The sequence below is a fragment of the Flavobacterium sp. ENC genome (assembly GCF_020991415.1).
GTDB lineage: Bacteria > Bacteroidota > Bacteroidia > Flavobacteriales > Flavobacteriaceae > Flavobacterium.
In genome coordinates this window covers 89,011-113,591 of record NZ_JAJMOY010000010.1, presented here as the reverse complement: position 1 = coordinate 113,591, position 24,581 = coordinate 89,011, and the positions used below count along the sequence as shown (strand labels likewise).

Sequence of the window (24,581 nt, the reverse complement as noted above, 5' to 3'; positions counted from 1 at the left end):
AATTTGATTAAAAACAAAAAAGCAACATTTTCAAATTTGAAAATGTTGCTTTTTTTATTTTGTGAAAGAGAATTTTATTTCTCCCTGATATAAATATCGATCGGCACTCCTGAAAAATCCCAATTTTCCCTGATCTTATTTTCAAGATATCTCTTGTAGGGTTCCTTAACATATTGTGGCATATTGGCAAAAAACACAAACTGAGGGGTCAATGTCGGCAACTGCATACAATATTTAATTTTTACATACTTCCCTTTTGTCGCTGGCGGCGGATACGCTTCAATCACCTTCAGCATAAATTCATTGAATTTAGAAGTCGGGATTCTTTGTTTTCTGTTTTCAAAAACCTGAACCGTAGCTTCCAATGCTTTCAATAAACGTTGTTTCGTTAGAGCCGAAACGAACAAAATGGGCACATCAGTAAAAGGCATTAATTCTTTTTTGATTTTCTCTTCGTAATCACGGGTCGACATGGTATCTTTTTCTACTAAGTCCCATTTGTTCACTAAGATGACAACACCTTTACGGTTTTTCTCTGCCAGCCAGAAAATACTCTGATCCTGACCTTCAAATCCTCTGGTGGCATCGATCACCAATATACAAATATCGGCATGCTCAATCGCACGAACCGAACGCATTACAGAATAAAATTCCAAATCTTCCTTAACCTTTGCTTTACGGCGGATTCCCGCAGTATCAACCAGGTTAAACTCAAAACCAAAACGATCAAATTTGGTGTCAATTGCATCACGTGTCGTTCCTGCAATATCGGTCACCATGAAACGTTCTTTACCAATTAATGCATTGATAAAACTTGATTTTCCGGCATTCGGACGTCCCACAACGGCAAAACGTGGTAAAACTACCTCTTCCTGAACAGGTTCCGGTTTTTCCGGGAAAGATTCGATTAAGGCATCTAATAAATCTCCGGTTCCACTACCTGAAATACTGGCAAATGTGTAATATTCCCCTAAACCAAGGTTATAAAACTCCAGTGCATCTTTCTCACGCATGGCATTATCTACCTTATTGACAGCCAATAAAACGGGTTTAGTCACTTTACGCAACAAACGCGCTACCACGTCATCCATTGGTGTAATCCCTTCCTCTACATCTACTACAAAAATAATAACATCTGCTTCATCGATAGCAAGCTCTACTTGTTTACGGATTTCACCTTCAAATACGTCATCACTTCCGCGAACATATCCGCCGGTATCAATTACAGAAAACTCTTTTCCGTTCCACTCGCTTTTACCGTAGTTTCTGTCTCTGGTAACCCCGGAAACTGAATCTACAATAGCTTCTCTTCTTTGTATCAGCCTATTAAAAAGGGTTGATTTCCCCACATTAGGTCTTCCTACTATCGCAACAATGTTATTCATTTTTTTGAATTTTAGATCTTGGATTACAGCTTTTAGATTTTTAGTTCCCTAAAATTCTATCACTTATAAATCCAAAATGCTTTATTTTAATTTTTTGCAAAGGTAGGTAAAAAAGTGGCTCAGTCGCTAAGTTTCTAAGTACCTAAGTTTTTTATTATTTTTCCTGTTATTTTAAGGAGTATTTTCAGGAGCTGTTTCCTGCTATCCGTTTCAAACGAAGTTCACTGAACTCCGCTTTAAATATGAATAAAGTAAAGTAATCTTTTGTTACGCTAAAGCTTCACAAAAGGATTTCCACTTCTATCAGGGCTAAGGATTCGGTTTTCAGTTTTCAATCTCAGTTAAAATAAACGACTGGCATTTAAAAACCTGGAATAATCTGACTGTGCCTTTTTATAATTGCAAATCTGAAACAATTATCAATTCCAGTTTGAAAACTGAGACTGAACACTGCGACTGAAAACGCTCTTATTGGTTATACCCAAATCGTTTCAGCATATTTGCATTGCTTCTCCAGTTTTTATTCACTTTTACAACCAGTTCAATGTGGATTTGTTTTCCGAAGAATTTTTCCAGATCGGCACGGGCTTCGGTACCTACTTTTTTCAAAGCGGCGCCTTTGTGGCCTATGATGATTCCTTTTTGGGTTTCGCGTTCTACCATAATAATCGAACGAATTCTGATGATATTTTCGTCTTCAAAAAATTCTTCCGTTACGATTTCAACTGCGTATGGAATCTCTTTGCTGTAGTTCAGTAAGATTTTTTCACGGATGGTTTCATTTACGAAAAAACGTTCCGGTTTATCTGTTAACTGATCTTTTGGATAATAGGCCGGAGATTCCGGCAATAAATCGATAATTCTTGTAAAAACTTCCGGCACATTAAAATTCTGCAAAGCCGAAATTGGAAAAATCTCTGCGTTTGGCACTTTAGCGGTCCAAAAAGCGACCTGCTCTTCCAGTTGTTCCTGATTTGAATTGTCAATTTTATTCAACAATAATAAAACCGGGATTTTAGCGTGGATTATTTTATTAAAGAAAGCTTCATCTTTTAAGTCCTGCTCCCCTATCTCTACCATGTAAACCAGAATATCCGCATCTTCAAAAGCCGACTTTACGAAGTTCATCATCGATTCCTGCATTTCATAAGCCGGTTTGATGATTCCGGGAGTATCCGATAATATAAGTTGAAAATCCTCGCCATTTACGATTCCAAGAATACGATGGCGTGTTGTTTGTGCTTTTGATGTAATAATTGATAATCTTTCTCCAACAAAGGCGTTCATCAATGTTGATTTTCCAACGTTTGGATTCCCTATGATGTTTACAAAACCTGCTTTATGTGACATTTGCGTAATATTTATTGTGCAAAGGTAATCATATCAACCCAATACAGAAAATAAAACATTTTTTAAAGTTTTCGTTGTTTTTCTCAGAAATCGGCGTATCTTTGCACCCGAAACATCGCGGGATAGAGCAGTAGGCAGCTCGTCGGGCTCATAACCCGAAGGTCACAGGTTCGAGTCCTGTTCCCGCTACTAAGACGAAAAGCTTCAGAGAAATCTGGAGCTTTTTTTTTGTTTAAACTAAAACATAAAAAGTCTGAGACTTTAATAAGGTTTAGTTTTCATAGGAACATCAAAAAAATTGCGCAAAGTCAGAGACATTTGCGCAGCTTTTTATAAGAAACACTTCGGAGAGCGGGGGGATATTTTTAATCTTATTGAATGGCAAGTATATCAATAAATATAAAAATATTTCTTTAAATTGGTATGAGCTACATCAGAAATCATAACAAGGCTGTATTCGCTGATTATAGAATATATTCTTTACGATATTTCAGCCACTATTTAACTCTACAAAAAAAGCAAAAACCACTCCATAAAGAAGTGGTTTTTTTCTTTTGGCTCATTATCTATTTTTTTACAATTTCTGAATTAGTTTGTAATAATTTTCCTTTTTTGTCTAGAATCCAATAAATGCTATGATCAATTATAAGCGACTTCCTTTTATATCCATATAATTCTGGATTTTTCTCCCTTTCCTGAATAGTAGGAATAGAAATTTTTTCATAAATATTCTTTTTTACTTCATGGGAAACTATTGGTTGACCGTCCTTCATTTCTGAATAGAAAAGATAATCAGTATCAAAAATTATTGGATAAAATTTATCGTTAATAAATAGCTTTCTATTTGTTTCTAAAAATTCCTTATCATTTGAATTAATCAAATGAAACTTTAAAGTTGAATCCGAAAGGTGCTCAATGTAGAATACAATGTTTTTTTCTGTTGATTTAAAAACTTCTTTATAAATTGATTTCTCCGCACTTACATCAATTACATAAGGAATTACATATGTTTTTTTAACTGATGTGCAACTAATAAATAATAACACAAAACTTGATATAATTATATTTTTCATATTGATAAATTTTAAAAACCACTCCATCTTTTTAATGCATCTAATCCTATGTTGAAGTTACCAGTCCCTGTTGCTCCTTTAGTCGTACCTACACCGTTGTCTTGCACACCTGCTGGAGTAACTCGATTAATTTGCGCTTGACCACCGACTAGCGTATTGTATGCATCAATAGAATAGATTGTAACACCCGAACTTGCCGCAGTATTTTTATCTACTTCTGATGTCCCAGGGATATTTACTTTATTAGGGTCCTTAATTAAATTATGACCGTGAGCTTGACCCAATAATAAATTCCCTCCCTGAGTATTATAGCTTACACCGTCCTTATTTGTACGAGTTTCATAATCCATTGTTGTTAAACCATCCACTCCTGGATTTCCACGTACTGCCTTAACTTCTCCACTAGTTCTGTCTAAAACAATATTAGTCTGATGTTCAACATTTCTTGACTGGTCATTTACTTGCTGTAGCTCATTTTGAATCTGTGTATCATTCACAGTAACAAGTGTACTTGTCTCACTATTCTGCAACTGCGCTGTAGCTTCTGCTGACATTGTTGAACCTCCATTTGCTTCTTTAATATCATTATAATTATTTGAATCAATTAACCTAACATTATTTGTTGTTGCTCCATCTTGACCTAAAACTTTACCTGTCCTATCGTCGATATACCAATCTGGAGGCGTAGCCATCATTCCATCAGGATCGATAAAGTAAACAGGGTTATTTAACGCATAGGTGTAAGGACTAAATCTTCTACTCTTCTCCGCCAGCGGGTCAATATTCATCCAACGTCCAATTGCAGGATCATAATTACGTGCCTGATAATCGTACCAGCCAAGCCCCATCTCGTCTTGGAGCTCCTTGCCGTTGTACTTATACTGTTCCGCAATAGTATTACCGTAAGTAAATTTAGGAGTATTATTATATCCCTGATGTTCAAGTCCAAAAGGATAGTAATTGTTCTCTTCTATAATATCAATAAGACCGGAACTTGGATTCTTGGCATAACTAAGGCGTACATTACCCAAATGATCCTTATACTGAAATACATACGAGAGCGTCCCAGAATTATTGGCCACATATCCTTCCTGTATTGGAAAAAACTGTAGTTCAGTTGTTCCGCTATTCATCTTTTTATATTGAAATCCGTTTAAATACTCTGTTGTGATTGTATTTGCCGGAGATGTCTCTACAACTATTTTTTGAACCTTCTGTCCGGCAGCATTGTAAAGATAAGTAATATTCCCTGTCGGGAAAATTATTTTGGTTGGCAGGTTTAAATGGTTGTAAACAATATTGGTCGTCAGTCCTTTATTGGCATCGGTAAGCATATTGCCATTGGCATCATAGGTGTAATCATCTGCAGTATCTGCAGCTGTATTTACAGCATCGTCCTTAAAACCGTATTGATCGGTTGCAGCGGCATCGGCTACTTTCAGGAGTTTGTTTCCGGAATCATAAGTATAAGTCAGGTCATCCATCAGCCCGTAGTTGGCAGGTACAGCTATGGAAGGCATCGCTACAATTGCTCCTTTGCGCTTCAGTTTTAAAATATTACCGTTCTTGTCATATTGTATGTTGTCCTCATTAAAAAGACCTGCATTGTCTGTGGCACTTTTAAGCCTGTTTAGCGCATCATACGTATACATATAATTTCGTATGGTTTTATCCATATTATCACTCGCCCAACGGGTCTGGCTGATATTACCGTTGAATAATTTTTTGGACACATCTGCAATATCATTGTATTTGAGTTCAAAAGCGAACAAATCCTTTGGATCTGCACCATTTGTTAACAGGTCTACCTTATTAATTCCTTTAAGCCATCCTCTTATATTGTAACTGTAGTTAACGACCTGTAAAGGGGTATTTTCATTATTTCCGACTTTTTTAGAGATTAACTGCCCTAGTTCATCATATTCATTGTAGGCTAAAAGTTGTTGGGAAACTCCAGTAATCGTCTGTTTCACAGAAATCAGGCGGTCCTGATTGGAATAGGAATATTCATCTTTGATCGTGTTCACTGCCGCTCCGCCTATTCTCTGATGCGTGGTTATAGTATACATCGTTTTTCCGGCGAAATCCAGATTTGTATCGATCTGCTCATATCCTCCTAAGAAATTAGAAATATAATTTCGAATAGGTCTGGCTTTAGTATCATAAAGCACATAACCGATTTCGGCTTTTATTGGCGTTGTGGTAATGGCTTCAGGAATCCTTGTCCAGGAACCCGTTGGAAGTCCCACTGGTTTTACCGTGGTATTATAAAAAACAGGCTGTCCGGCTACAGCAGTAAAAACCGTTGGAGCAGCCGGATAATCATAGTTGTCATAATAGTTCACCGTTAAAACATGATATACAGTTGCAGGCACTGCTGTAGCAGAATTAGTTGGCCAGACCAGATTTGTATAACGTGTATCAACATTGTTGATAGTAGTAATCACCGAAGCTGTTTTGGTTTCGCTAAAGTTTGTTGTTTCTGAATTTCGTGCTGCCTGAATGCTTTTTCTGTCAGCAGGAGTTAGGGATGCAGCAGGCATCCAGCCCGTAATAACGGGTCTGTTAAAAGCATCGTATTTGGTGATTAGCCAGCCAGCAGATGTTAAATTATTGAAGGGCGAATTAGCAGGCCCTGTAGCCACGACACGGTCTAATTTGTCATAAACAATAAACTCCCATTGTTTGCCGGGCAGTTTTTTTTCAATTAACCTGTGACGGGAATCGTACCTGTATTGATAACATAAGTTATCTAAAATAGTTTCATTGCCAATTTCAATTCTGGCTGTAAAAGTACTCCCCGCCTTTGCATTAAATCCAGGAAGAAGCCTTATACTGTTTGATGCTGATAAGGAGACACTATTTCCTAAAGAGACAGTTTCTACAGATGTTATATCAGTTTGGTTACTTGTATTTGAGAAAATTATATCTGATGCTTTTGGAGGAATGACAAAAGTAAGATTTCCTAAATCATCATAAACATAATAAGTGTCGTGTCTTTCAATAGTTATACCTTGTCCAGAAGCTCCGTACGTTCTTTTTAAAACCACCTGCCCTTGTTTGTTTTTAAACTCTACTGTTGATCCACTTATCTCCAGAGGCACAGCAGCTGTATTCTCATCGTAAATTATAGTTTTGTATAAATCATTTGCTATATAATAACCGTTATTTACTAATTTTACTGTATTAGTCGTGTTCAGATTACTTAAATCCACACCAAAATTCTTTACTTTATCTTCATTAGCCCCACTACCCGAATTAGTTTGGTATTCAAATTTTATTTCGTGGCCGTTCCCACTTTTCCAATCATTTCCCGGAGCTGCTTGTTTTAAAACCCTGTCCAATGGTGAAGCTTCAAATTCTTTTTGTGAGTAGGGATTAGTAGTCTTGTCGTATGCAGGGATATCGTAAAAAGACCCAACATCGGTTAGTGCATTCGTTTTATAATCAAGAGAAGCGGCTGTTGCAGGCACATAGGGTAAATATTCTCTTGCCTGACGGCCAAAAGAATCATATTGTATCGGTATAACAATATCTTTTCCGGTAGCAGATTGTTTATGAGCTATTTGCTGAATAGATCTGCCCAGACCATCAAAGTAGGTAATATTTTGATTGACTTGGGATATTGTAGGGTTGGGAATCTTTACAGTGGATTCTACTTTATAAGTTGTACTTTTTATATAATTTTCTGTTTGGGTTTGACTGAATACTACAGCAGAAAACAGTATAAATACTAATATGGTTATACTTTTCATATTTCTCTTGAATTAGTTTTTATAATGGTATTCATTTTCTGAGAGAATTTTACCATCATGATCCTTTACAGTTTTCAATCTATTAAATTCATCATATTCATAATACGTATTTCTACCCTTAACATCTATTGTACTTGTTATTCCAACCAGAGGCTTATAGGTAAAAACATTCACTTGTGCATTAGTTAAACTGGTTTGAAGTACCATCAGCATTGTACGGATTTCTGCATCTGTTAATGCGATATTTTTGTAAATAACTTGTGGTGGTCCAGGCGAAACTACTACCTGTTTATACCCATTATTCAATTGGGTTAAAGTTGCTGTACCCAAAACATTAGTAATATCCTGATAGGTTGCATTTATTACTTTCGCTATTGGGTATTGGTTGTTGTATCCCCAGATATAACTCGTTGTAATTCCATCAGCCGGCTTTATCTCTAATATATTCCCTTTAGAATCATATTTTGGAAAAGTCGCTGCTTCCTTGTACCTACTGTCAAAGACAAAACCTGTTGGGTTAACTGTAGAAAAATTAAAACCACTTACGTTAATAAGATCATTAGTTTCCAATTCGAAAGTCTTTTCCACTTTTAAATCCTCAAAATAATTCAGTTTGCCTCCGGTCACATACTCAACCCCTCCTTTTACAATAGAATTGTTAATCTCCACCGGTATATCTACTACATTATTGGATACTAATGCTGCCAGATCATGAATCTCATTCGCAGCTGGTATGGTAGATAAAGGCGGAAATACATAATCATTCGCATATTTATATCTTTTTAATTCTACGATATTATTTGAATTTAATTTTGAATCTCTGCTTACATTCAGATGCCTTGGCGCATCATAGAAATACTCCTGTTCTGTTTTTATCTCATTACCAGAATAAAATTCTCTGGTGATGTTTTTCTTGAGATAGGAAGCATTCATATATTTTTTATATCCTTGTACCCTCAATCCCGAAATCTGATTAACAGATACATATTTATTGTTATCTATCTGATTGTTTGGATTAAATTCTACATTATCGGTATATTGATATTCAACTGTTTTAACAGGGTTACTTAAATCCGATTGTTTAAATATTTTCTGAGTTAATAATTTCCCTCTCAATATGCTTTTATCACTTCCCTGAAATTTAGAATTTTTGAATAAATTAAGCGGTGCGAAATCATTTTCATTAAGAGAGACCGAACCTGAAACCACAGATCCTTCAAGGTACAATCTGGTATTGCTTATTTCAGACGCAAATGTGTCGGGATGTGTTTCGTAGGTTGAAAAATTATTTTCTGTGTAACCTTTCCCAGACTCTATTTCGAAAACTTTTGAATAACCAACATTGTAACTGTCCAGACTTATTGTCTGAATATTAGAACTTGTAACTTGTAATTTTGTAGAAATGATCCCATTAGTATTCTGTGTGAAAAAATATTGATATCTGGGCCAATTCATTAAAATGCCTGAACTTATATTTCCATTTAAACCAGAAACATACTGATACTCTTTTTGTGAACTTAGAATCCCTTCAGCAGAATAATTAATTACTTTTTTGATTCTTGCTCCACCAGCTAATCCCCCGTTGTTAGTAAGTGCCGGAAGAAATAAACTTGCTGAATTCCTCTCAACTCTTTTACCGTAATAGTGAGGCTCATACTCATAAGAGGTGTACCCTTTTGTAGGATAGGTAATCTTGCTAAGAAGTGCTGTATTATAAGCCAATGGATCAGGATCTCTTGGCGTATTTATAAGATTATAGTCTCCCGTACTTATGTTGTAGGAATTATCGAAAGGCGCAATACTGGTGTTATTATCTTTAAAATTCCAGTAGCCCCAGTGATCTATGCCTGTGGTATAATATGGAGGTAATGAAGTTGTATTATAATACTCAAATGAATATTGCTGATTGGCATCAAGCTCTTTTAAGGCTGTCAGGAATGGTCTTGGGTTGGAACCTCCTAAATTGGAATATATAAAAGTTGTTTTTTTTAGTAAATCTAAACCTGTGTAAGTTTCCACATTATCGATTACCCACTCATTGTCATTGTTGTAAATAGAGGGTGCGCTGTTGCTTTCATATTTTACAGCATAACCAATGTCTTTATAATTTATTCTAATTTCATAATCTCCAAATTTAATTGAAGATAATATTGATTTTTTTAAAAAGGAATAATATGTATCGGCACTACTTAGTGTGCTGTATGACTGTCCACATAAAAAACCGCTTTGATTAGCCGGACAAGTTCTCAGGCTACCTGAGCTTAAACCCTGCTGATAAGAAGACTCCATAGAAATCAACAATCCATTGGGATACTGCTTAGTTCCTATTGTACTTGCATTTTCGCAAAAAAGATCAGGAAAGCTGTCGGTAATATAGTTGAATTCTATTACGCTTCCCGTACTCAAAATTATTTTGGACAAGCTAAAAGAATTAATAACAGGCATATTATCTTCTTTACTTGTACTTTTTACTCTGGAATAACTTATTTCATACTTCGACAAATCTCCTCCAAAAAAATATCTGTTCCCTTTTCCATCTGTAATTATAATCGTTGAAGCCGGGGGAATACATTCTGCATAATTGTATAAAGCCATTTGAGATAAATCTACTTTTATACCCGGATCCTCGGATTCGACAAGAACATTTCCGTCGTTTCCTACCATAAACTTTCCAGAAATACCTAAAGCATTGAAGTTAAAGACATCGGGATGTGTCTCATACGAATTAGAAGCCGATCCAAATACCCATTGTGTAAAATTATAAAATCCCGTTCCTCCTGTAACTTTATATGCATTTACATTATTTGACGGATTTGCTTTTACTCCGGCCAAAAAACCGGAACAATCATTTTTATATCCCCATCCTCCAGTATCAGGCGATATAAATCCCACATATTCATCTGGCACCTTATTAAGCTGTCTGGTAATTCTTCCCCCTGCCAATAATGTCCAGTTTATTCCGGGGGGATCTGATTTTTTATGAGGAATAAAACCCGATGAATCATAAGATAAAATTACAGGAACATTCATACCTCCAGCATCAAATGACGTTATTGGTATTTTCAAATCAATAGATCCTGTATACATATTTACAGGAACATTTCCATATTTTTCAAAAGAATGGGACTGAGGGGATTTAATTGGAACTAATTCTTCTCCAAACGAGCCCTGAGCTTTTATATTTGAAAAAGCGAATAATAACAGTATTAAAAGAAGTATTTTTCTCATATTTTGATTGGTAAAATTTATTTGTCTAATTTTTAAACATTATAATAATTTATAAACATCAGATAAATGACGTACATTCATTATTATTTATTTTTCAAGTTTCTCCAGACGCTTGTTTTGTTCTAAAATAAGTTTGTTAAGTTCCGAAATATAATTACTTAATTTTTCCGTTTTCTTTTCCTGATCAATAGCATAAAGTGTTAGTTCTTCAATTTTCTGCAAAAGCTTTATATTCATTTCAGATAAATTAATCCCCTCTTTTTTCATTTTGTCAGCAGAAGCAATTTCAGGTAAGTGTTTGTTTTCTTTGATGTATTTGTCAACAGCATCTAGAGATGCTAAGTTGTAGTTGTTTTCAAACACAAAATCGGCGCCGGCATCTACGGTTACTTTAACCTCGCGTGAGTTAATGTTCCCCGCAACTGTAAGCATCGAAGTAGGATTCATTGTTCCTAAACCTACATTTCCAGAAGTATTAACGTAAATATCAGGAGTGGTTCCTGATAATTGTGCGCTGATTAATAATGGTTTTGGAGTTCCGGGAGCAACAGCTGTTGACTTAAATCTATTATATTCAGCATTTGATCCATCAAAGAAAAACCCTCCGGCTGCATCAACTACATGTAACTTAGCAATTGGAGCAGACGTGGTTCCAATCCCTACATTACCACCATTAGGGTTAATTGATAAGTTTTTAGAACCAATACCGCCTTTTGATGATTGAATCCATGAATATTCACCTACCGTATTAATACCTAAATTTAAAGCTATTCTGTTAGCTGCTCCATCGTGTACTGCTATACCGTCAACACCTGATAAACCAGTACTCGTTGGCACTTTAACCTCAAATTTATTTAAGATTGAAGTTTGACCACCAATACCAATATTTCCGTTAGCTAAAATAGTCATAGCTAAAGAAGGGTTATTAAAACCAACCTCAGTATATAATTTTAACCCAGTTGTATTAACAGTTTGTTTAAACCCTTCAATCTTGGCTCCAATGTGGTTTGCAAACCCTAATCCAATTGATACAGTCCCGTTAACATCTAACGAAGAATAAGATGTATTATTTACAGTTAAAGTATTTGCAATTGATGATGGTGCGGCAACCCCAACAGCCGTATTACTATCAGCAATATTACTATCACCGATTACACCACTACTTATAAATTTAGGTATTCTATTTAAAGTTCCTGTTCCTGTAACTGATTGACCAAAGCTCAATGATGTTGTTAAAATAGCTGTTAAAAAAAATATTGTTTTTTTCATGATTATTTTTTGTTTTTTAGTTGATTTTCGATTTTAGAAAACCTTTCCGATAAAGTTTTAAAGGATTCGTTTTCTTTTTTTAATGCTTTTATCTCTTTTGATTGCTCAATCATATAAAGGGTCAACTCTTCGACTTTCTGTAGTAATTTAGCATTCATTTCTCCTAAATTAATTCCATTTTTTAAAACCTCTTCCTCACTTGGAATATCTTTTAAATGCCCTTTTTCATTAATCTGTTTTTCAACTTCATCGAGTGTTGGTAAATCGTAATTTTTTTTAAAGACAAAATCAGACCATCCAGTGGCTTGTACTTTTATTTCTCTTGCTCCAACAGAACCTTCAACAGCCAGTTTATGAGTGCCGGTTGTGGTGGTACCAATTCCCAAATTCCCATTTAGGATATAATTATTTCCGGCTCCTGTTAATTTTAAATTTCCGGAAGATTCAACATCGCTCTGCGAGTCTAATAATTTTCGCCAATCACTCCAAGTAGTCTGATTATAAAATGCACTTCTATACATAATCCTTCCTCCTTCCCAGGTACTTTGGAAGTATAATTGAGAAACCAGGTGTCCTACTTTTCCACTGACTTCCATCAATGTTCCATAGGTAGACGGTGCATTAGTTCCTCCATAATTGTCCCAAAGTCTTAAAGACATTGGAAAAACGTTAACTCTTGGCACAGCATTAAAATCTTTTTGTTCTGTTGCCCATCTTATAGTATTTGAGTATAAATTGCCATCAAAAGTCTGACTGTAAATAAAAGAAGGAAATGAAAGTATAATAATGAGTAGTGTTTTTTTCATATTTATTGTTTTAATTTTTTGTTCTGTTTGAGATAGTTTTTAGAGGAATAGATTTTAAAGCTTAATACCTCCTTTTTTAATAACTTGATCTCTTCTTGTTGTGCTTTATCTTTTCGGCAAATCTACCTTATTTATCTTTCATAATTTTGTGGGTTTCCACATTTTACTACGAATTCTCGAACTACTATTATACTAGAAGACAAAAAAATACAAATAATAAAAATTAATGAATAACCGATGCTTCTATTGACCATCTTTCAAATCTATAAACTATAAGACGAGTCGATTTTGCGATTGTAATATTTGGAAGTATCTGTGAAATAATCGGAATGTTTGCAGCTAAAGAAGGCACAAGCGATCAGATAAATTGGCCCGTTAGGGCTAATAAAATATGCTTCAGAAAAATCTGAAGCTTTGTTCTCTAACTTAAATCGTAAAAGTCAGGAGACTTTAGACAGGTTTACAATCTATAAGAATAAAAAAAAAAAACGCAAAATCTAGAGATTTTGCAGCTTTCCATGAGGAAGAATTCTGATAGCAGAAATCGATAAAAGCAAAAGCCACTCCGTTATGGAATGGCTTTTTTATTTGATTGCCCTCACGAGCGAGGGCCCTCGCGATAGGGGAAGTATTATTACAAACTTCGCAAAGCTATATTTTTGTTTTTCTAAGGTATAATTACTTTCCGTTTAATTTTACGTTCAATCTCGGGTAGTATTTTATCATCTAAAAGGTTATTCATGCTTATTTCAATATTTGGAAAATTTGGAGGGCTAAGTATATTTTTCTTTTTAATATTACTAATATTCCCTACATTAAAACTTGAAACTACCTCATTTGTTTCCAAATTTATAAAAGCATTATTTAAAAAAATATTTGTTCTTTTATCTCCATCAAAAACTCCTGCTTTTTCAAATTCTATTCCAAATTGGCCATCAACAATAAGCAAATAGTCCAAATTGTATTTCGTTTTTATTTTTTTTAAATCGTCGCTTACATATTCTGGTTTTGTCCAAACGAAAATTGGGGAATTTGCCTGACTGATTGTATCTTTTATTTGAGTAATTTCAACATTTAATGAATCTAAATTTTTTAAATACGATTTTAATATTCTTTCAGTCGGGTTTCCTTTTCCTGTGTCTAAAAACTTATAAGCACTATAAAACATATCCTTTTTGTCTACGTTTGATCTTTCAATCGTATTAGACATTGCTTGTCTGGTTATTCTGTACGGACCACTTAGATTAAAAATTAAACCCATTTTTTTCTTTTCAAAATTTTGCGAATAGCCAAAATTAAAAAGCGCAACTATACTTACAAAAAGAAAGATTTTTTTTATTTTCATTATTTATTTAATTAATGTTGAATTGAAGTTTTTTAGTAATTATTTGTGAACCTTCTGGTTTTTTAATGAGTTTTAAAAATGAGTATCTTCCGGAGAAACGTAAAAGAAATGCCATCTACTTTTTTATAGGCCTCAAATATAATAAACTTAGGACTGATAGCGATTGAAGACGAGTATAAGAAATATTATTACTAGAATTTAGAACCTTTTTTTAAATTGAGATAAGAATTTATTTCTGGTTACTAAGACAATGCTTCATAGAAATCTGAGGTTTTTTTTGTTCTTTGTCAAAGCTTAATTGTCCTTAAAAACGGGACGAACGCGCTAGCTGGGGTAAAAGCAATGTTAGAAAAAGTATTTTACTTTCCTATTTGATATTCACTATATAATTCAACAATCTTTGGATTTTCTGAAGAATAGATGATTTTGATTGAATCACCCTCATTGATTGATTTATTTTTGTCAAACATTTTTTTGGTAAGAAGAGTTGAGTTGCTTTTCCCATCGTTGTATTCTATGCTCGAGTATTCATTTTTTTTCACATCAGGGGTTATCCGAACAATTCTGGCATTTTCTATTACCCCATACTTTTCAAGTTGATATTTTTTTATGAAATTCATTATGAAAATGAAAGTTAAAATCGACAGAAAGAAGATCCCAAAGTTTATAATCCAGATGCTTTTTTTAATTTTTTTCGCATCATCTCCAAAATTGTCCACATAATCATCTGTCGTTGCCAAAGAAAAAGGTGAAACAAAATTATTTTTATGCTTTAGAAAAATTAACTGACTAATCATAATCCTTATAAATATAATTCCCAGCCAACATAGTCCAAAACAAAATAATATAAAAAATATAGGAACAGGACTTGCAGATTCTCTTAACCACCAATTTTGAAAAGCTAAATAAAAACCTGTGAAATTTAGAATTATATAAATAGTGAAATATTTCAATTTTGTTAGTAAACTCATTTAGTTTTATTTAAGCGGTTTCAATTTTATTTCTGCTAACGTTCCGGGACTATAACCGTTTTTGGATAAAATTAATTTGTGTTTCTGATTTGCACAATCATTTCAAATGCAAAATCAATTTCCCTGTAAGCCAATTACCCAAATCCGTTAAAGTGCTGTTATAAGTTGCTTCTATCACTATCTTTTTTAAGTTTTTAAATTTGACTTTCAGCAGTATTTTTCAATAAATAAATATCCGTTAGAATAAAGACAGAGATAAAAAAATTAATTACTACTACATTTGTAAATCCTAAATCTAAATCGATAACTCTCATAAATATTGAAATGGACCAAATAATAAAAAGATTTAAGTTAAAAATACCAGAAAAAATATAGAAAAAATTATTTTTCAACTTCAGCTTTAACTTACTTTTCTTTGCAAAAAAGAATACTCTCAAGAGTATTAAAATAAATCCTGTTCCAATTCCAAAGAATGTTCCATTTATAAAATTAAAGTAAAGTGTAAGCATGCTAAAAGAATATTTCAAAGAATTATAATAATCAAAGAAATTATATAAAATCCAAGCATAGATTAACAGTAAGGAGAAAATTATATTTTTGAAATGTTGTAATTTATTCATAGTTTCTTTTACACTTTCTGGTGACGTCGCCATACAGTGGTTATGGGACTAAATTAAACCCTATTTTCGGATTTACCAATCATCTCAAAAACAAAATCACTTTCCATTTGTCGACTAAGTGACGTGAAGGGCAAGCGGTTCTATTTTAAGATCTCGGTTTAGGCAAATTTCTGTCGTACATAATAATAGTTCCTGCAACCGCCACATTCAAACTTTTTGCCGATTTAAATTTTACTAAGTGATGGCATTTAGCCATTACTTTTTTGGAGAGGCCATGATCTTCTGCTCCCAGTAAATAAACACAACGTCTTGGATGCTCAAAGGTCTCTAAATCACTAGCTTTTTCGTCTAATTCAACACCAACCAATCGTGCCCCTTTGGGTAAGTTTTCAAAAAAAGCTTCAAAAGTATCATAATGAAAATAAGGAATTGCTTTTACCGCATCGTGAGTATCAGAGGCTTGCTTGGCATATCGATTACCTATGGTAAAAATAAAAGTAGCTCCCAAATTTTGGGCTGACCTCCATAAAACACCCAAATTTTCAGGCGTTTTACCATTTTGTATGCCAATCCCAAAATATTCATTTATAAAATTATCATTCATAAGCACAAAAGTACAAACTGTACATACATAAATCAATTTTTTATTGCGTGGAAAGAAAGATGTGGTATGGCCTATTTGAGGTACCTAATTTTAAATATTGCTAATATTCTGAACTTCATTCTGAATTCCCGTTACCCCATCGTGCAATGAGGAATTCATTCATTTATCCGGTTTTTTTATACAGATTAATAAATCATTTTAGTTAATCATTTCTTAACCCGTCAGGAAAGTCATTAGTATTACTATAAATTCGTTTTACCAATTAGTATGAAATAAGCTATGTTTTTTTTTAATGACTAATTAGCATGACATTCCAAAACAAATCGTGAAACCAACTTTATAGTAATAAATTGATTTATACAACACTTTTAAATATTGCGATCTTTCAGGGAATAGTCTTAGGCTTAATTTTTTTAAAGTCTTCCCTATTCAATAGTAATTCCAATAAATATCTGGCATACTTACTATTTACGCTTTCAATTATTTTACTGAATCATGTTTTTGAGATTGAAAAAGCATTTACTCCTTATCCTTTTCTGCGCTTTATTGACCACATCGAGTGGGTATTTCTAATTCCTGCTTTCCTATTCCTGTTTATTATCAACCGAACTGATGATACTGTCAAAAGCAAACAAAAAAATTATCTGTGCCTTATTCCATTTACCTATTCTGCTGTTCTTAATATTACACAAGATCTTGATCATGTTGCAGGAATTTATACTATTCCTGAGTCCGGCATTGATCTAATAAAAATACTTGGCCTGATCCATCTTGCTTTGGCTGTTACGTTCATCCCATTCCTGCCGATTTACTCTTTTTTTATGATAAGGCATTTAAAAGATTCAGAGGAAAAAAAATGGATCATTACCTTATTAACAATTGTTTCATCATTGTTATTTGCCTGGCTTATTACCGCTCTGGCTGGCTTATTCCTTCAATATGACATTTCTTCTACTATGAGTGTCCTGGCTTTATCTGCAACATTTATAATTCACTGGACAGCTTATATAGGTATTTACAAATACAAACTGGCCAAAAACAAAGATGCTATCTCCAATTTTCTTAATAAAGATTTAGTAATTTCGTATGCAGATCTGCAAATTACAGAAAATAATACACGAGAAGAATACAGGGAATCTATTACAGCAGATAATCTTTATTTTCAAAAACTGGAACTCCTTTGCAAAGAGCAGCACATTTATACCGACAGTACATTAAACAGAGAAAAAGTTGCTGAAAAATTAGGCATAAGCACAGGATATGTTTCACAAATCATAAACACCATAACAGGCGACAATTTTGCCAATTACATCAATCAATATCGGGTTGAAGCGGTCAAGAGAATGATTTCAGATTCTGAATATGAAAACTATAATTTGTTGGCGATGGGACTGGAATCCGGATTTACTTCAAAAACGACTTTTTATAAAGCCTTTAAAAAAGTTACTGGCCAGACGCCAAATGAATATAAAAATATCAGCAAATAGGTACCATTTTGTACATTTTTAAGCTTTTGAAACCTTTGCTAATTTTTCTTATGCGAATTTTGGATTTAAATAATTCAAAACAATTTTTATGAAAAAAATTTTAATACTAGCTGTTGTTACAGTTTTAGGATTTGCAAATGTTAATGCCCAAAAAATTAAATTTGGCGTTAAAGGAGGTTTAAACTTTGCCTCTATAAGCGGAGATGATACTGAAAATATTGATGTAGTAACATCATTTAATTTTGGTGTTTTATCAGAAATTCCCATTTCAGATAAGTTTTCTTTTCAACCTGAATTAATGTATTCCGGTCAGGGATATAGTTTCAATGATAATACAGTTGCCTTAAGTTATCTGAACATTCCTTTAATGGGAAAATATTATTTAACAAAAGGACTGAGTCTTGAAGCCGGACCACAAATAGGTTTTTTACTTGCTGCTAAAAATGAAAAGACAGACGTAAAGGATTCATTTAATACTTTTGATTTTGGTGTTAATTTTGGCTTAGGCTATAAACTTGACAACGGACTTAATTTTGGGGCAAGGTATAATCTGGGACTAACTGATATTAATAACTTAGAGGGCTATTCTGGTAAAAATAAAAACGGAGTATTTCAATTATCTATTGGCTATTTCTTTTTCTAAACTTTCATAATTCAATAAAGAAGTTTTACAAGCTGCATTGTAATGTTAACGTATTATTTCCCGGAAGATCTGAAAATTTTGAATTAATCCTTTAAATCATCCAAAAAATGGTTCGAGTTTTTGCAGCGTCGAACTACTCAAACAAGAAGCTTTAGAGAAATCTGAAGCTTCTTGTTTTAAATTTTTTGTCAACGTCTCATTGCTTTCAATACCTGGACGCTTAGGCCAGGAGGGCAATAGAATTCATATTTCTTTTATAGTTTTGTTCCTTATTTTCATAAATGGCTTTTCTATTTTCAAGTGAAGCATATACGCTCCTAAAACACAAGTTATTATACAAATCAGAAGCATGACATTATGCTCTATTTCAAAGTCTTTTAATAGCTGATGGGTTGTATGAATTATCCCTTTATGTGTCAAATAAATTGAAAAAGAAAGATTAGCGATAAACGTTGTGATTTTTGAATTCATTTTATATAAAAAGCTTGTTGGGGAAATCGAACCTACAACCATAAAACCAAAACCAAGTGCAATTAATGGAAATCCAAAAACAGCAACCCTCAAGGTCAGTAAGTCATCACATAAAAAATACGCACCTGTCAATACACATAAACTTAATACAATAAATTGATTACCATATTTTGAAATTTTTATCCATAAATTTGGTAAAAACTGATAAATTCCTGCAATAGAAACACCCACTAAAAGTCCGTCTAAGCGATTGTAAGTCGGGTAGTAAATAAATTTATACCAGTACATCCAACTATTTTCTTCACTAATTTTAGGCAGATACAGTTGATTAAAACTATAAAATCTGATCGCAAAACCGAATACAAACAATCCTATTAAGAGCCAAAATGATTTAGAGAAGAGTTTAAAGGTCTGTAGAAATATTAAAATAAGGGGTAAAAAAAGATAAAAATGTTCTTCTACACATAGCGACCAGCAATGTGAAAATGTTCCGTAATCCTTTAAATTAAGATTAAAGTTTTGAGTAAAAGTGAGAAACTTCCAAATGGGAGGCAGCGATTCTTTTTCTCTGAAATAAGGAAAGCAAAAATAAATCCCAACTGTTGCCAAAAAAGCAGGAACAATTCTAAAAAATCGTTTGATAAAAAAAGCTTTAAAGGAAATTAATTGCCCTTCTTTAATTTGAAGAAATAGTTGAGAAGAAATTAAAAATCCACTTAACACAAAGAATAAATCAACTCCTGTCCAACCAAATGAGGCTACACCAGGAAGCCAATCAGGTTTTCCGTCACTTACGATATAATAATGAAAAAAGAAAACTAAAACAATTGCAAAAGCCCTTAAATGATCAAGTCCGTATAGTTTTTTATGAACTTTAATCTCTAAATTATCTGTCACTATATATCTCTAATTTTTAACTTTAATTCTCGCTGAACTTTCAACAAACATAACACTTAACTTTTCAATATACACGAAAAAGAAAAGTGAAATTAAAAGTTTTTTTATCGTTACTATCTTAAAATAATCAGGAGACATTCGCCCAAAAAGAACTCTCCTGAGAGCGGGACTTTATCCGATTTACATTTTCTAGTAAACCAAATCGCTAACCTGCAGACACTTCCGAAGCTTTTCCAAAATAACTAAAAAAAAGTAAAAGATTTTTTTTGTGTATTTTAAAAATAGTTGCATTTTTGCACCCGCATTAGAAAAACAGGCCCGTTCGTCTATCGGTTAGGACGCATGGTTTTCATCCATGTAAGAGCGGTTCGATTCCGCTACGGGCTACTAAGACAAAGCTTCAGAGAAATCTGGAGCTTTTTTGTTTTGCAGCACTACTTTGGAACAACTTTGGGTTCACGAGCGATATACTAAAACCAGCAGCAATGTTTTACAGGTTATGGTTTTCCCATTAATTTTCGCGCTTTTTCTTTAATTTCTTCTGGGGTTTTCCCATTGCCGTCCCCGCTGTGAATAAAGTAATATACTTTAAGCCTTTTACTTGCTATGCCAATGTAACGGGTAACTGTTTTTGTACTATCATAAGAACTGCTTTGCCTTGTGGCTACAGGAATTTCAAGTGCTTGAGCCAGTGCAAGCGAAATTTCCAATTCTTTATCATTACCCCTGTAATCAGCAAAGATGGCGGCACTTTTTTTCCCGTTATCCAGATTAATAACAAATGCAATATCACAATTTTTTATCCCCCTTGCTCTCCAGGCCGGGCTTAAGGTAATATACGGTATGGTCTCTGCATCTGCATATTTTGTATAGCTGCTATCGGGCTGGTTTCTGTTGTAAGGGGTCGTTTGAGACACATAGTATCCGTCAGGCTGAATGTAACCCTGGTACATATTGGTTTGTCCAATGCGTTTTTTGGCTATTCCATAGCCTCTGCTCTTTTTAAATTTATTCTGAGCAGCTTCTTCCTTGGTGATGCCCCCATTTAAGTTGTATAATAATCCCTCATTGTTGGGATGGTAAGCATGTCTTGCACCATCCAGATTGAGGGCCAGCTTATTTGTCTGAAAGGTATGGGTGGTATCAATTGCCCCGGATTGTGCCAATGTCAGGTTTAGGGATATAAGTATGAATAAGGCTAAAAGGATATTTTTTTTCATGTTCTTAAAATTTAAAGTTTTTATTTTCGATAGCTATTCGTTTGGCCTGCTTGGTCAGTCAATCAATTTTTACTGCCGAAAGAAGCCCGGCAAAGTAGTATGGGCAAATAAAAATAAATTTCAGGTATATAGAAAAACCGTAAAATTATAGGTAGTCAGGATGAAACAGTATAAAGATAAGTATTTCACAAACCACCAAAACAAGTACAAATACCTGATTTAGTAACACTTAACAGTTTTCAAAAAGTATATTAAACTTAATTTTATTTTAACTTTCACACAATAAAAAGGTGGAATTAAATCTTTACAGCAAAAGAAAGTGAGCTAATTCCTGCATATCTAATTCCGAAAAAGCTACTCGAATAATTAAATATTATATTTTACAATAACTGCGGTTATGTTCGTAAATGTTTTTATAAATTTGCAATCTCGTATCGAAAGCCACTATTTTTAATTCAAAATTATGCCTTTCACATCATTAGCTTAAAATCTTTATTAAAAATAAATTATAGTATAATCATAATTAAATCCAATGTTTAAGAAAAACAAACCCCAAATTCTGCTTTTTATTCTTTTAAGTTTATTTTTTTCCATTAGTTCATTTTCTCAAAAAAATCTTTACGCCGGAATTGAAATCGGGCGAAGAGCCATAAAAACTTCGGTTCTGGATGTAAGCAACATCAGAAAAGCTGATTATAAGATTCTTTATTTCTCAAATGAAAGAATTAGCCTTGCTGACCACGTGACTGCTCAGGGCGAGTTTCCTCAGGAGGATGTCAACAAAATTACTGCGATAATTGTGGAGCAGATCAACAAAATAAGAACAGAATTTAAAGTTCCGGAAGCCAATATCTTTATCGTTGCCGCTCCTGTTTTTTCTGCTGCCCGCAACATTGACGCGCTAAAAAATAAAATCACAACCCTTACCAACAAAGACGTAGATGTCCTGAATGTTAACGAAGAGCCTAAAACACTGGTTAAAGGTGCTATACCACCGGTTGATTATGCTAATGCTTTCCTGCTGGATATTGGTGCCCAAACTACTAAAGGCGGTTACATTGATGAACTTGAGGATGACAAATTGGAATTTATACCTTTGGAACTTGATTTCGGTACCATGACCCTTACCGATGCTGTGAAAAAAACAGTGGCCAATCCAAACCAGGCAAATGATATGTCAACCTATCAGGAAAAATCGTTTGATTTTAATCCGGTACTTCGTAAGAAGATCAAAGAAATGCTGGATGCCAATCCTCTTTTATTAAAAAAAGAGAAAATGTATTTGTCAGGTGGAGCTGTATGGGCTTTTGCAACGTTATACTATAATGAAAATGTAAAAGATCATTATATTTCTTTAAGCCTTGAAGACGTGATCAATTACGATGCAATATTGAAAAATAATTTTGTCAAATTTACGAACCTGGCTAAAACCAATAAAGAAGCAGCAAGGGTTTTGAGTACTTATGACCAGCAATATCTTATTTCAGCCAATAACATATTATTGAGCTGTCTGGAGAGCATTCCAAATTTAAACACAAAGAAAATCTACTTTGTAAAAGAAGGACAAACCATCTGGCTTATCTCTTACATTGCAGACCGTTCTAAAAAAGTCAACACTAAGTTTTAAGGTATATTCTTATTCTTTTTAAAAAGCAAAAGCTTCAGGTTTCTCTGAAGCTTTTTTTATGCAGATCATTTAAGTTTTAAAGTCTGAACAATCAACTTTCTTATTTACTTTTCTTCAGTGCCTCCAGTAATTCAGCCATATCAACCGTTGCGTAAGTAGACGAATAATCGGATACGGCGTAGGGTAATATAAGGCTGTTGTTGTGAATAATAGCACCACAGGAATAGACCACATTAGGTACATACCCTTCACGTTCATCCTCTAAAGGTGAAAGTAAAGGTTCGGAAAGTCTTCCTATTTCTTTAGACGGATCATCAAGATCAAACAGAGAAGCCCCTATACAATAACGTCGCATGGTACCAACACCGTGGGTAATCACAAGCCAGCCTTCCGGTGTCCAGAGTGGTGAGCCGCAATTTCCTATTTGTGTCAGTTCCCATGAAAACCGGGGTTCCTGAAGAAGAATAGGATCATTCCATTGTGTAGCCCTGTCCGAATACATAATGTAATTGTTTACACCATCGATTCGGGCAAGCATGGCGTATTTGCCTTTTATTTTTCTTGGAAAAAGGGCCAGGTTTTTATTCTGGGCACCGGCTCCATGCAGTGGCATTACCCTGAAACTGTAAAAATCTTCGGTAGAAATCAGTTTAGGCAGTATGGTGTGTCCGTTATAAGCGGTGTAGGTTGCCATAATACGAACGGAATCGTCATCGTCTACAAAGCGTACAAAACGGGCATCTTCTATACCACGGCTTTCGGATTCGGATATTGGAAATATAACACGTTCGGTAATGTCTGAATCGTGTGTAAATTGCAAATCATAAAAAGAATTGGCCAGCCAGAGTATTTCCTGCAGCGCCATTTTTCTTTCCTCGCGAATCAGCGGATCGCCTAAAGAGGTATTCAGGCTATTCTTGAGAATGGCAAACTCGAATTCATCCGGCAAATCCTGCATAATCTGAGTTATGTATTTGTCCTCCGTATGCATCTCTGCCAGCTTGGTTAAAAATCGTTCTTTGTTGAATAAAGTTTTATGTTCAACCTCAGCCTTGTCAATCTGATTTCCAATTTTCATTATGGTCAGATTGTTATCCTTATCCAGGATTCCTCTTCTGAAAACGATAGACGAAATATGACCTTCTCCCGTAGCCCTAAAAGAAATGACTACCCTTTTTTCTCCGGCTCCCAGGCCTGTCTGATCAAAATCTTCTACAATCGAAGGATTAAAAATAGCCGCTGATTCGATGGCGTATTCCATGGTACAAAAAGATCCTATAAGCATTTTTCGATTAAGGGATATGCCATCATAATCGATTTGCATGTCCTCGATTACAGGCCTGATCTTTTCGCAATGTTTAAAAAAAACAGCTGAAATATTTCGGTGGCGCCTGGCAAACTCACGAAGTGTCTGCTCTAAAGTCTGCAATACTTGTTTATCGTCGAGCAACATGATACGAATCACCATTTGTTTGGTCCGCTCGTTACCGTTCATAAAATAACGGGCAACTACTCTTCTGGAATCTGGTGTAAATTTTATATTTTTTCGTATTACTGATACTCGCATAATTTGTTTTTTATTTTTAATAATAGATAATTGCAATTATTTAAAACAAGGATTTCATTTCTATTGCTATAACAAGTTAACAATTTTGTTAAAGAAAAAGCTTAATTTTTTATTAAAAATTATTTCTGGCCTTTATGTAAAACTCGAAAACTACCCGGATAGTATTGATTTTATTGCAATTGTATTACTTCTTTTTATTTACAGTACAAAAGACAATTTAATGCATCGCTTTTGTTAACAGACTAAAATACAAAAAGATGTCA

17 protein-coding genes and 2 tRNA genes are annotated in these 24,581 nt (G+C 34.0%); 5 read left to right on the top strand and 14 right to left on the bottom strand.

All coding sequences use genetic code 11. The features are described from left to right. Positions 1–74: 74 nt before the first annotated feature. Together der and era are read right to left on the bottom strand one after the other, a co-directional pair. A complete protein-coding gene (gene der, locus LPB89_RS19780; RefSeq protein WP_127340343.1) occupies positions 75–1,385 on the bottom strand; it encodes a ribosome biogenesis GTPase Der in 1,311 nt (436 codons plus the stop codon). A 468-nt stretch (positions 1,386–1,853) separates the two neighbouring features. Then, entirely contained in the window at positions 1,854–2,735 is an 882-nt protein-coding gene (gene era / locus LPB89_RS19775) for a GTPase Era (protein WP_127340344.1), read from the bottom strand. A 116-nt stretch (positions 2,736–2,851) separates the two neighbouring features. Between era and LPB89_RS19770 the strand changes: the two genes are divergently transcribed. Continuing rightward, positions 2,852–2,924: transfer RNA gene (locus LPB89_RS19770), tRNA-Met, on the top strand. A gap of 377 nt (positions 2,925–3,301) precedes the next feature. Here LPB89_RS19770 and LPB89_RS19765 read toward each other — a convergent pair. The 9 genes from LPB89_RS19765 to LPB89_RS19725 form a co-directional block, all read right to left on the bottom strand. Continuing rightward, positions 3,302–3,808 carry a hypothetical protein gene (locus LPB89_RS19765; RefSeq protein WP_230703367.1) on the bottom strand — a complete coding sequence of 169 codons (507 nt, stop codon included), beginning with the start codon at positions 3,806–3,808 and terminating at the stop codon, positions 3,302–3,304. An 11-nt stretch (positions 3,809–3,819) separates the two neighbouring features. Next, positions 3,820–7,563, bottom strand: coding sequence for a DUF6443 domain-containing protein (locus LPB89_RS19760; protein ID WP_230703366.1), 3,744 nt, complete (start codon positions 7,561–7,563; stop codon positions 3,820–3,822). Between the two features lie 12 nt (positions 7,564–7,575). Continuing rightward, complete coding sequence (locus tag LPB89_RS19755; protein WP_230703365.1) at positions 7,576–10,791, bottom strand: hypothetical protein; 3,216 nt, start codon at positions 10,789–10,791, stop codon at positions 7,576–7,578. An 87-nt stretch (positions 10,792–10,878) separates the two neighbouring features. Next, the gene (locus LPB89_RS19750; protein WP_230703364.1) at positions 10,879–12,060 is read right to left on the bottom strand and encodes a hypothetical protein; all 1,182 of its coding nucleotides are present in this window, start codon (positions 12,058–12,060) and stop codon (positions 10,879–10,881) included. A 2-nt stretch (positions 12,061–12,062) separates the two neighbouring features. Further along, the gene (locus LPB89_RS19745) at positions 12,063–12,866 is read right to left on the bottom strand and encodes a pyocin knob domain-containing protein (protein WP_230703363.1); all 804 of its coding nucleotides are present in this window, start codon (positions 12,864–12,866) and stop codon (positions 12,063–12,065) included. 667 nt (positions 12,867–13,533) lie between these two features. Continuing rightward, on the bottom strand, positions 13,534–14,211 hold the full coding sequence (locus LPB89_RS19740; protein WP_230703362.1) for a hypothetical protein: 678 nt from the start codon (positions 14,209–14,211) through the stop codon (positions 13,534–13,536). 359 nt (positions 14,212–14,570) lie between these two features. Further along, positions 14,571–15,182: a hypothetical protein gene (locus tag LPB89_RS19735; protein ID WP_230703361.1), complete on the bottom strand. Its 612-nt coding sequence runs from the start codon at positions 15,180–15,182 to the stop codon at positions 14,571–14,573. 194 nt (positions 15,183–15,376) lie between these two features. Next, complete coding sequence (locus LPB89_RS19730) at positions 15,377–15,802, bottom strand: hypothetical protein (RefSeq protein ID WP_230703360.1); 426 nt, start codon at positions 15,800–15,802, stop codon at positions 15,377–15,379. Between the two features lie 145 nt (positions 15,803–15,947). Then, complete coding sequence (locus LPB89_RS19725; RefSeq protein ID WP_230703359.1) at positions 15,948–16,406, bottom strand: RNA methyltransferase; 459 nt, start codon at positions 16,404–16,406, stop codon at positions 15,948–15,950. Between the two features lie 350 nt (positions 16,407–16,756). Between LPB89_RS19725 and LPB89_RS19720 the strand changes: the two genes are divergently transcribed. Together LPB89_RS19720 and LPB89_RS19715 are read left to right on the top strand one after the other, a co-directional pair. Then, entirely contained in the window at positions 16,757–17,893 is a 1,137-nt protein-coding gene (locus tag LPB89_RS19720) for an AraC family transcriptional regulator (protein WP_230703358.1), read from the top strand. An 88-nt stretch (positions 17,894–17,981) separates the two neighbouring features. Then, positions 17,982–18,536, top strand: a complete 555-nt coding sequence (locus LPB89_RS19715) for a porin family protein (protein WP_230703357.1) — start codon at positions 17,982–17,984, stop codon at positions 18,534–18,536. 243 nt (positions 18,537–18,779) lie between these two features. Here the strand turns inward: LPB89_RS19715 and LPB89_RS19710 are convergent, their stop codons facing one another. Further along, complete coding sequence (locus LPB89_RS19710) at positions 18,780–19,904, bottom strand: acyltransferase (protein ID WP_230703356.1); 1,125 nt, start codon at positions 19,902–19,904, stop codon at positions 18,780–18,782. 315 nt (positions 19,905–20,219) lie between these two features. Here LPB89_RS19710 and LPB89_RS19705 point away from each other — a divergent pair. Next, positions 20,220–20,291 (top strand) — tRNA-Glu (locus LPB89_RS19705). A 110-nt stretch (positions 20,292–20,401) separates the two neighbouring features. Here the strand turns inward: LPB89_RS19705 and LPB89_RS19700 are convergent. After that, complete coding sequence (locus LPB89_RS19700; protein ID WP_230703355.1) at positions 20,402–21,124, bottom strand: hypothetical protein; 723 nt, start codon at positions 21,122–21,124, stop codon at positions 20,402–20,404. A gap of 532 nt (positions 21,125–21,656) precedes the next feature. Between LPB89_RS19700 and LPB89_RS19695 the strand changes: the two genes are divergently transcribed. Beyond that, positions 21,657–22,751, top strand: coding sequence for an exopolyphosphatase (locus LPB89_RS19695; RefSeq protein ID WP_230703354.1), 1,095 nt, complete (start codon positions 21,657–21,659; stop codon positions 22,749–22,751). Between the two features lie 100 nt (positions 22,752–22,851). Here LPB89_RS19695 and LPB89_RS19690 read toward each other — a convergent pair whose 3' ends face one another. Then, positions 22,852–24,318: a glycoside hydrolase family 130 protein gene (locus LPB89_RS19690; RefSeq protein WP_230703353.1), complete on the bottom strand. Its 1,467-nt coding sequence runs from the start codon at positions 24,316–24,318 to the stop codon at positions 22,852–22,854. Positions 24,319–24,581 lie beyond the last annotated feature (263 nt).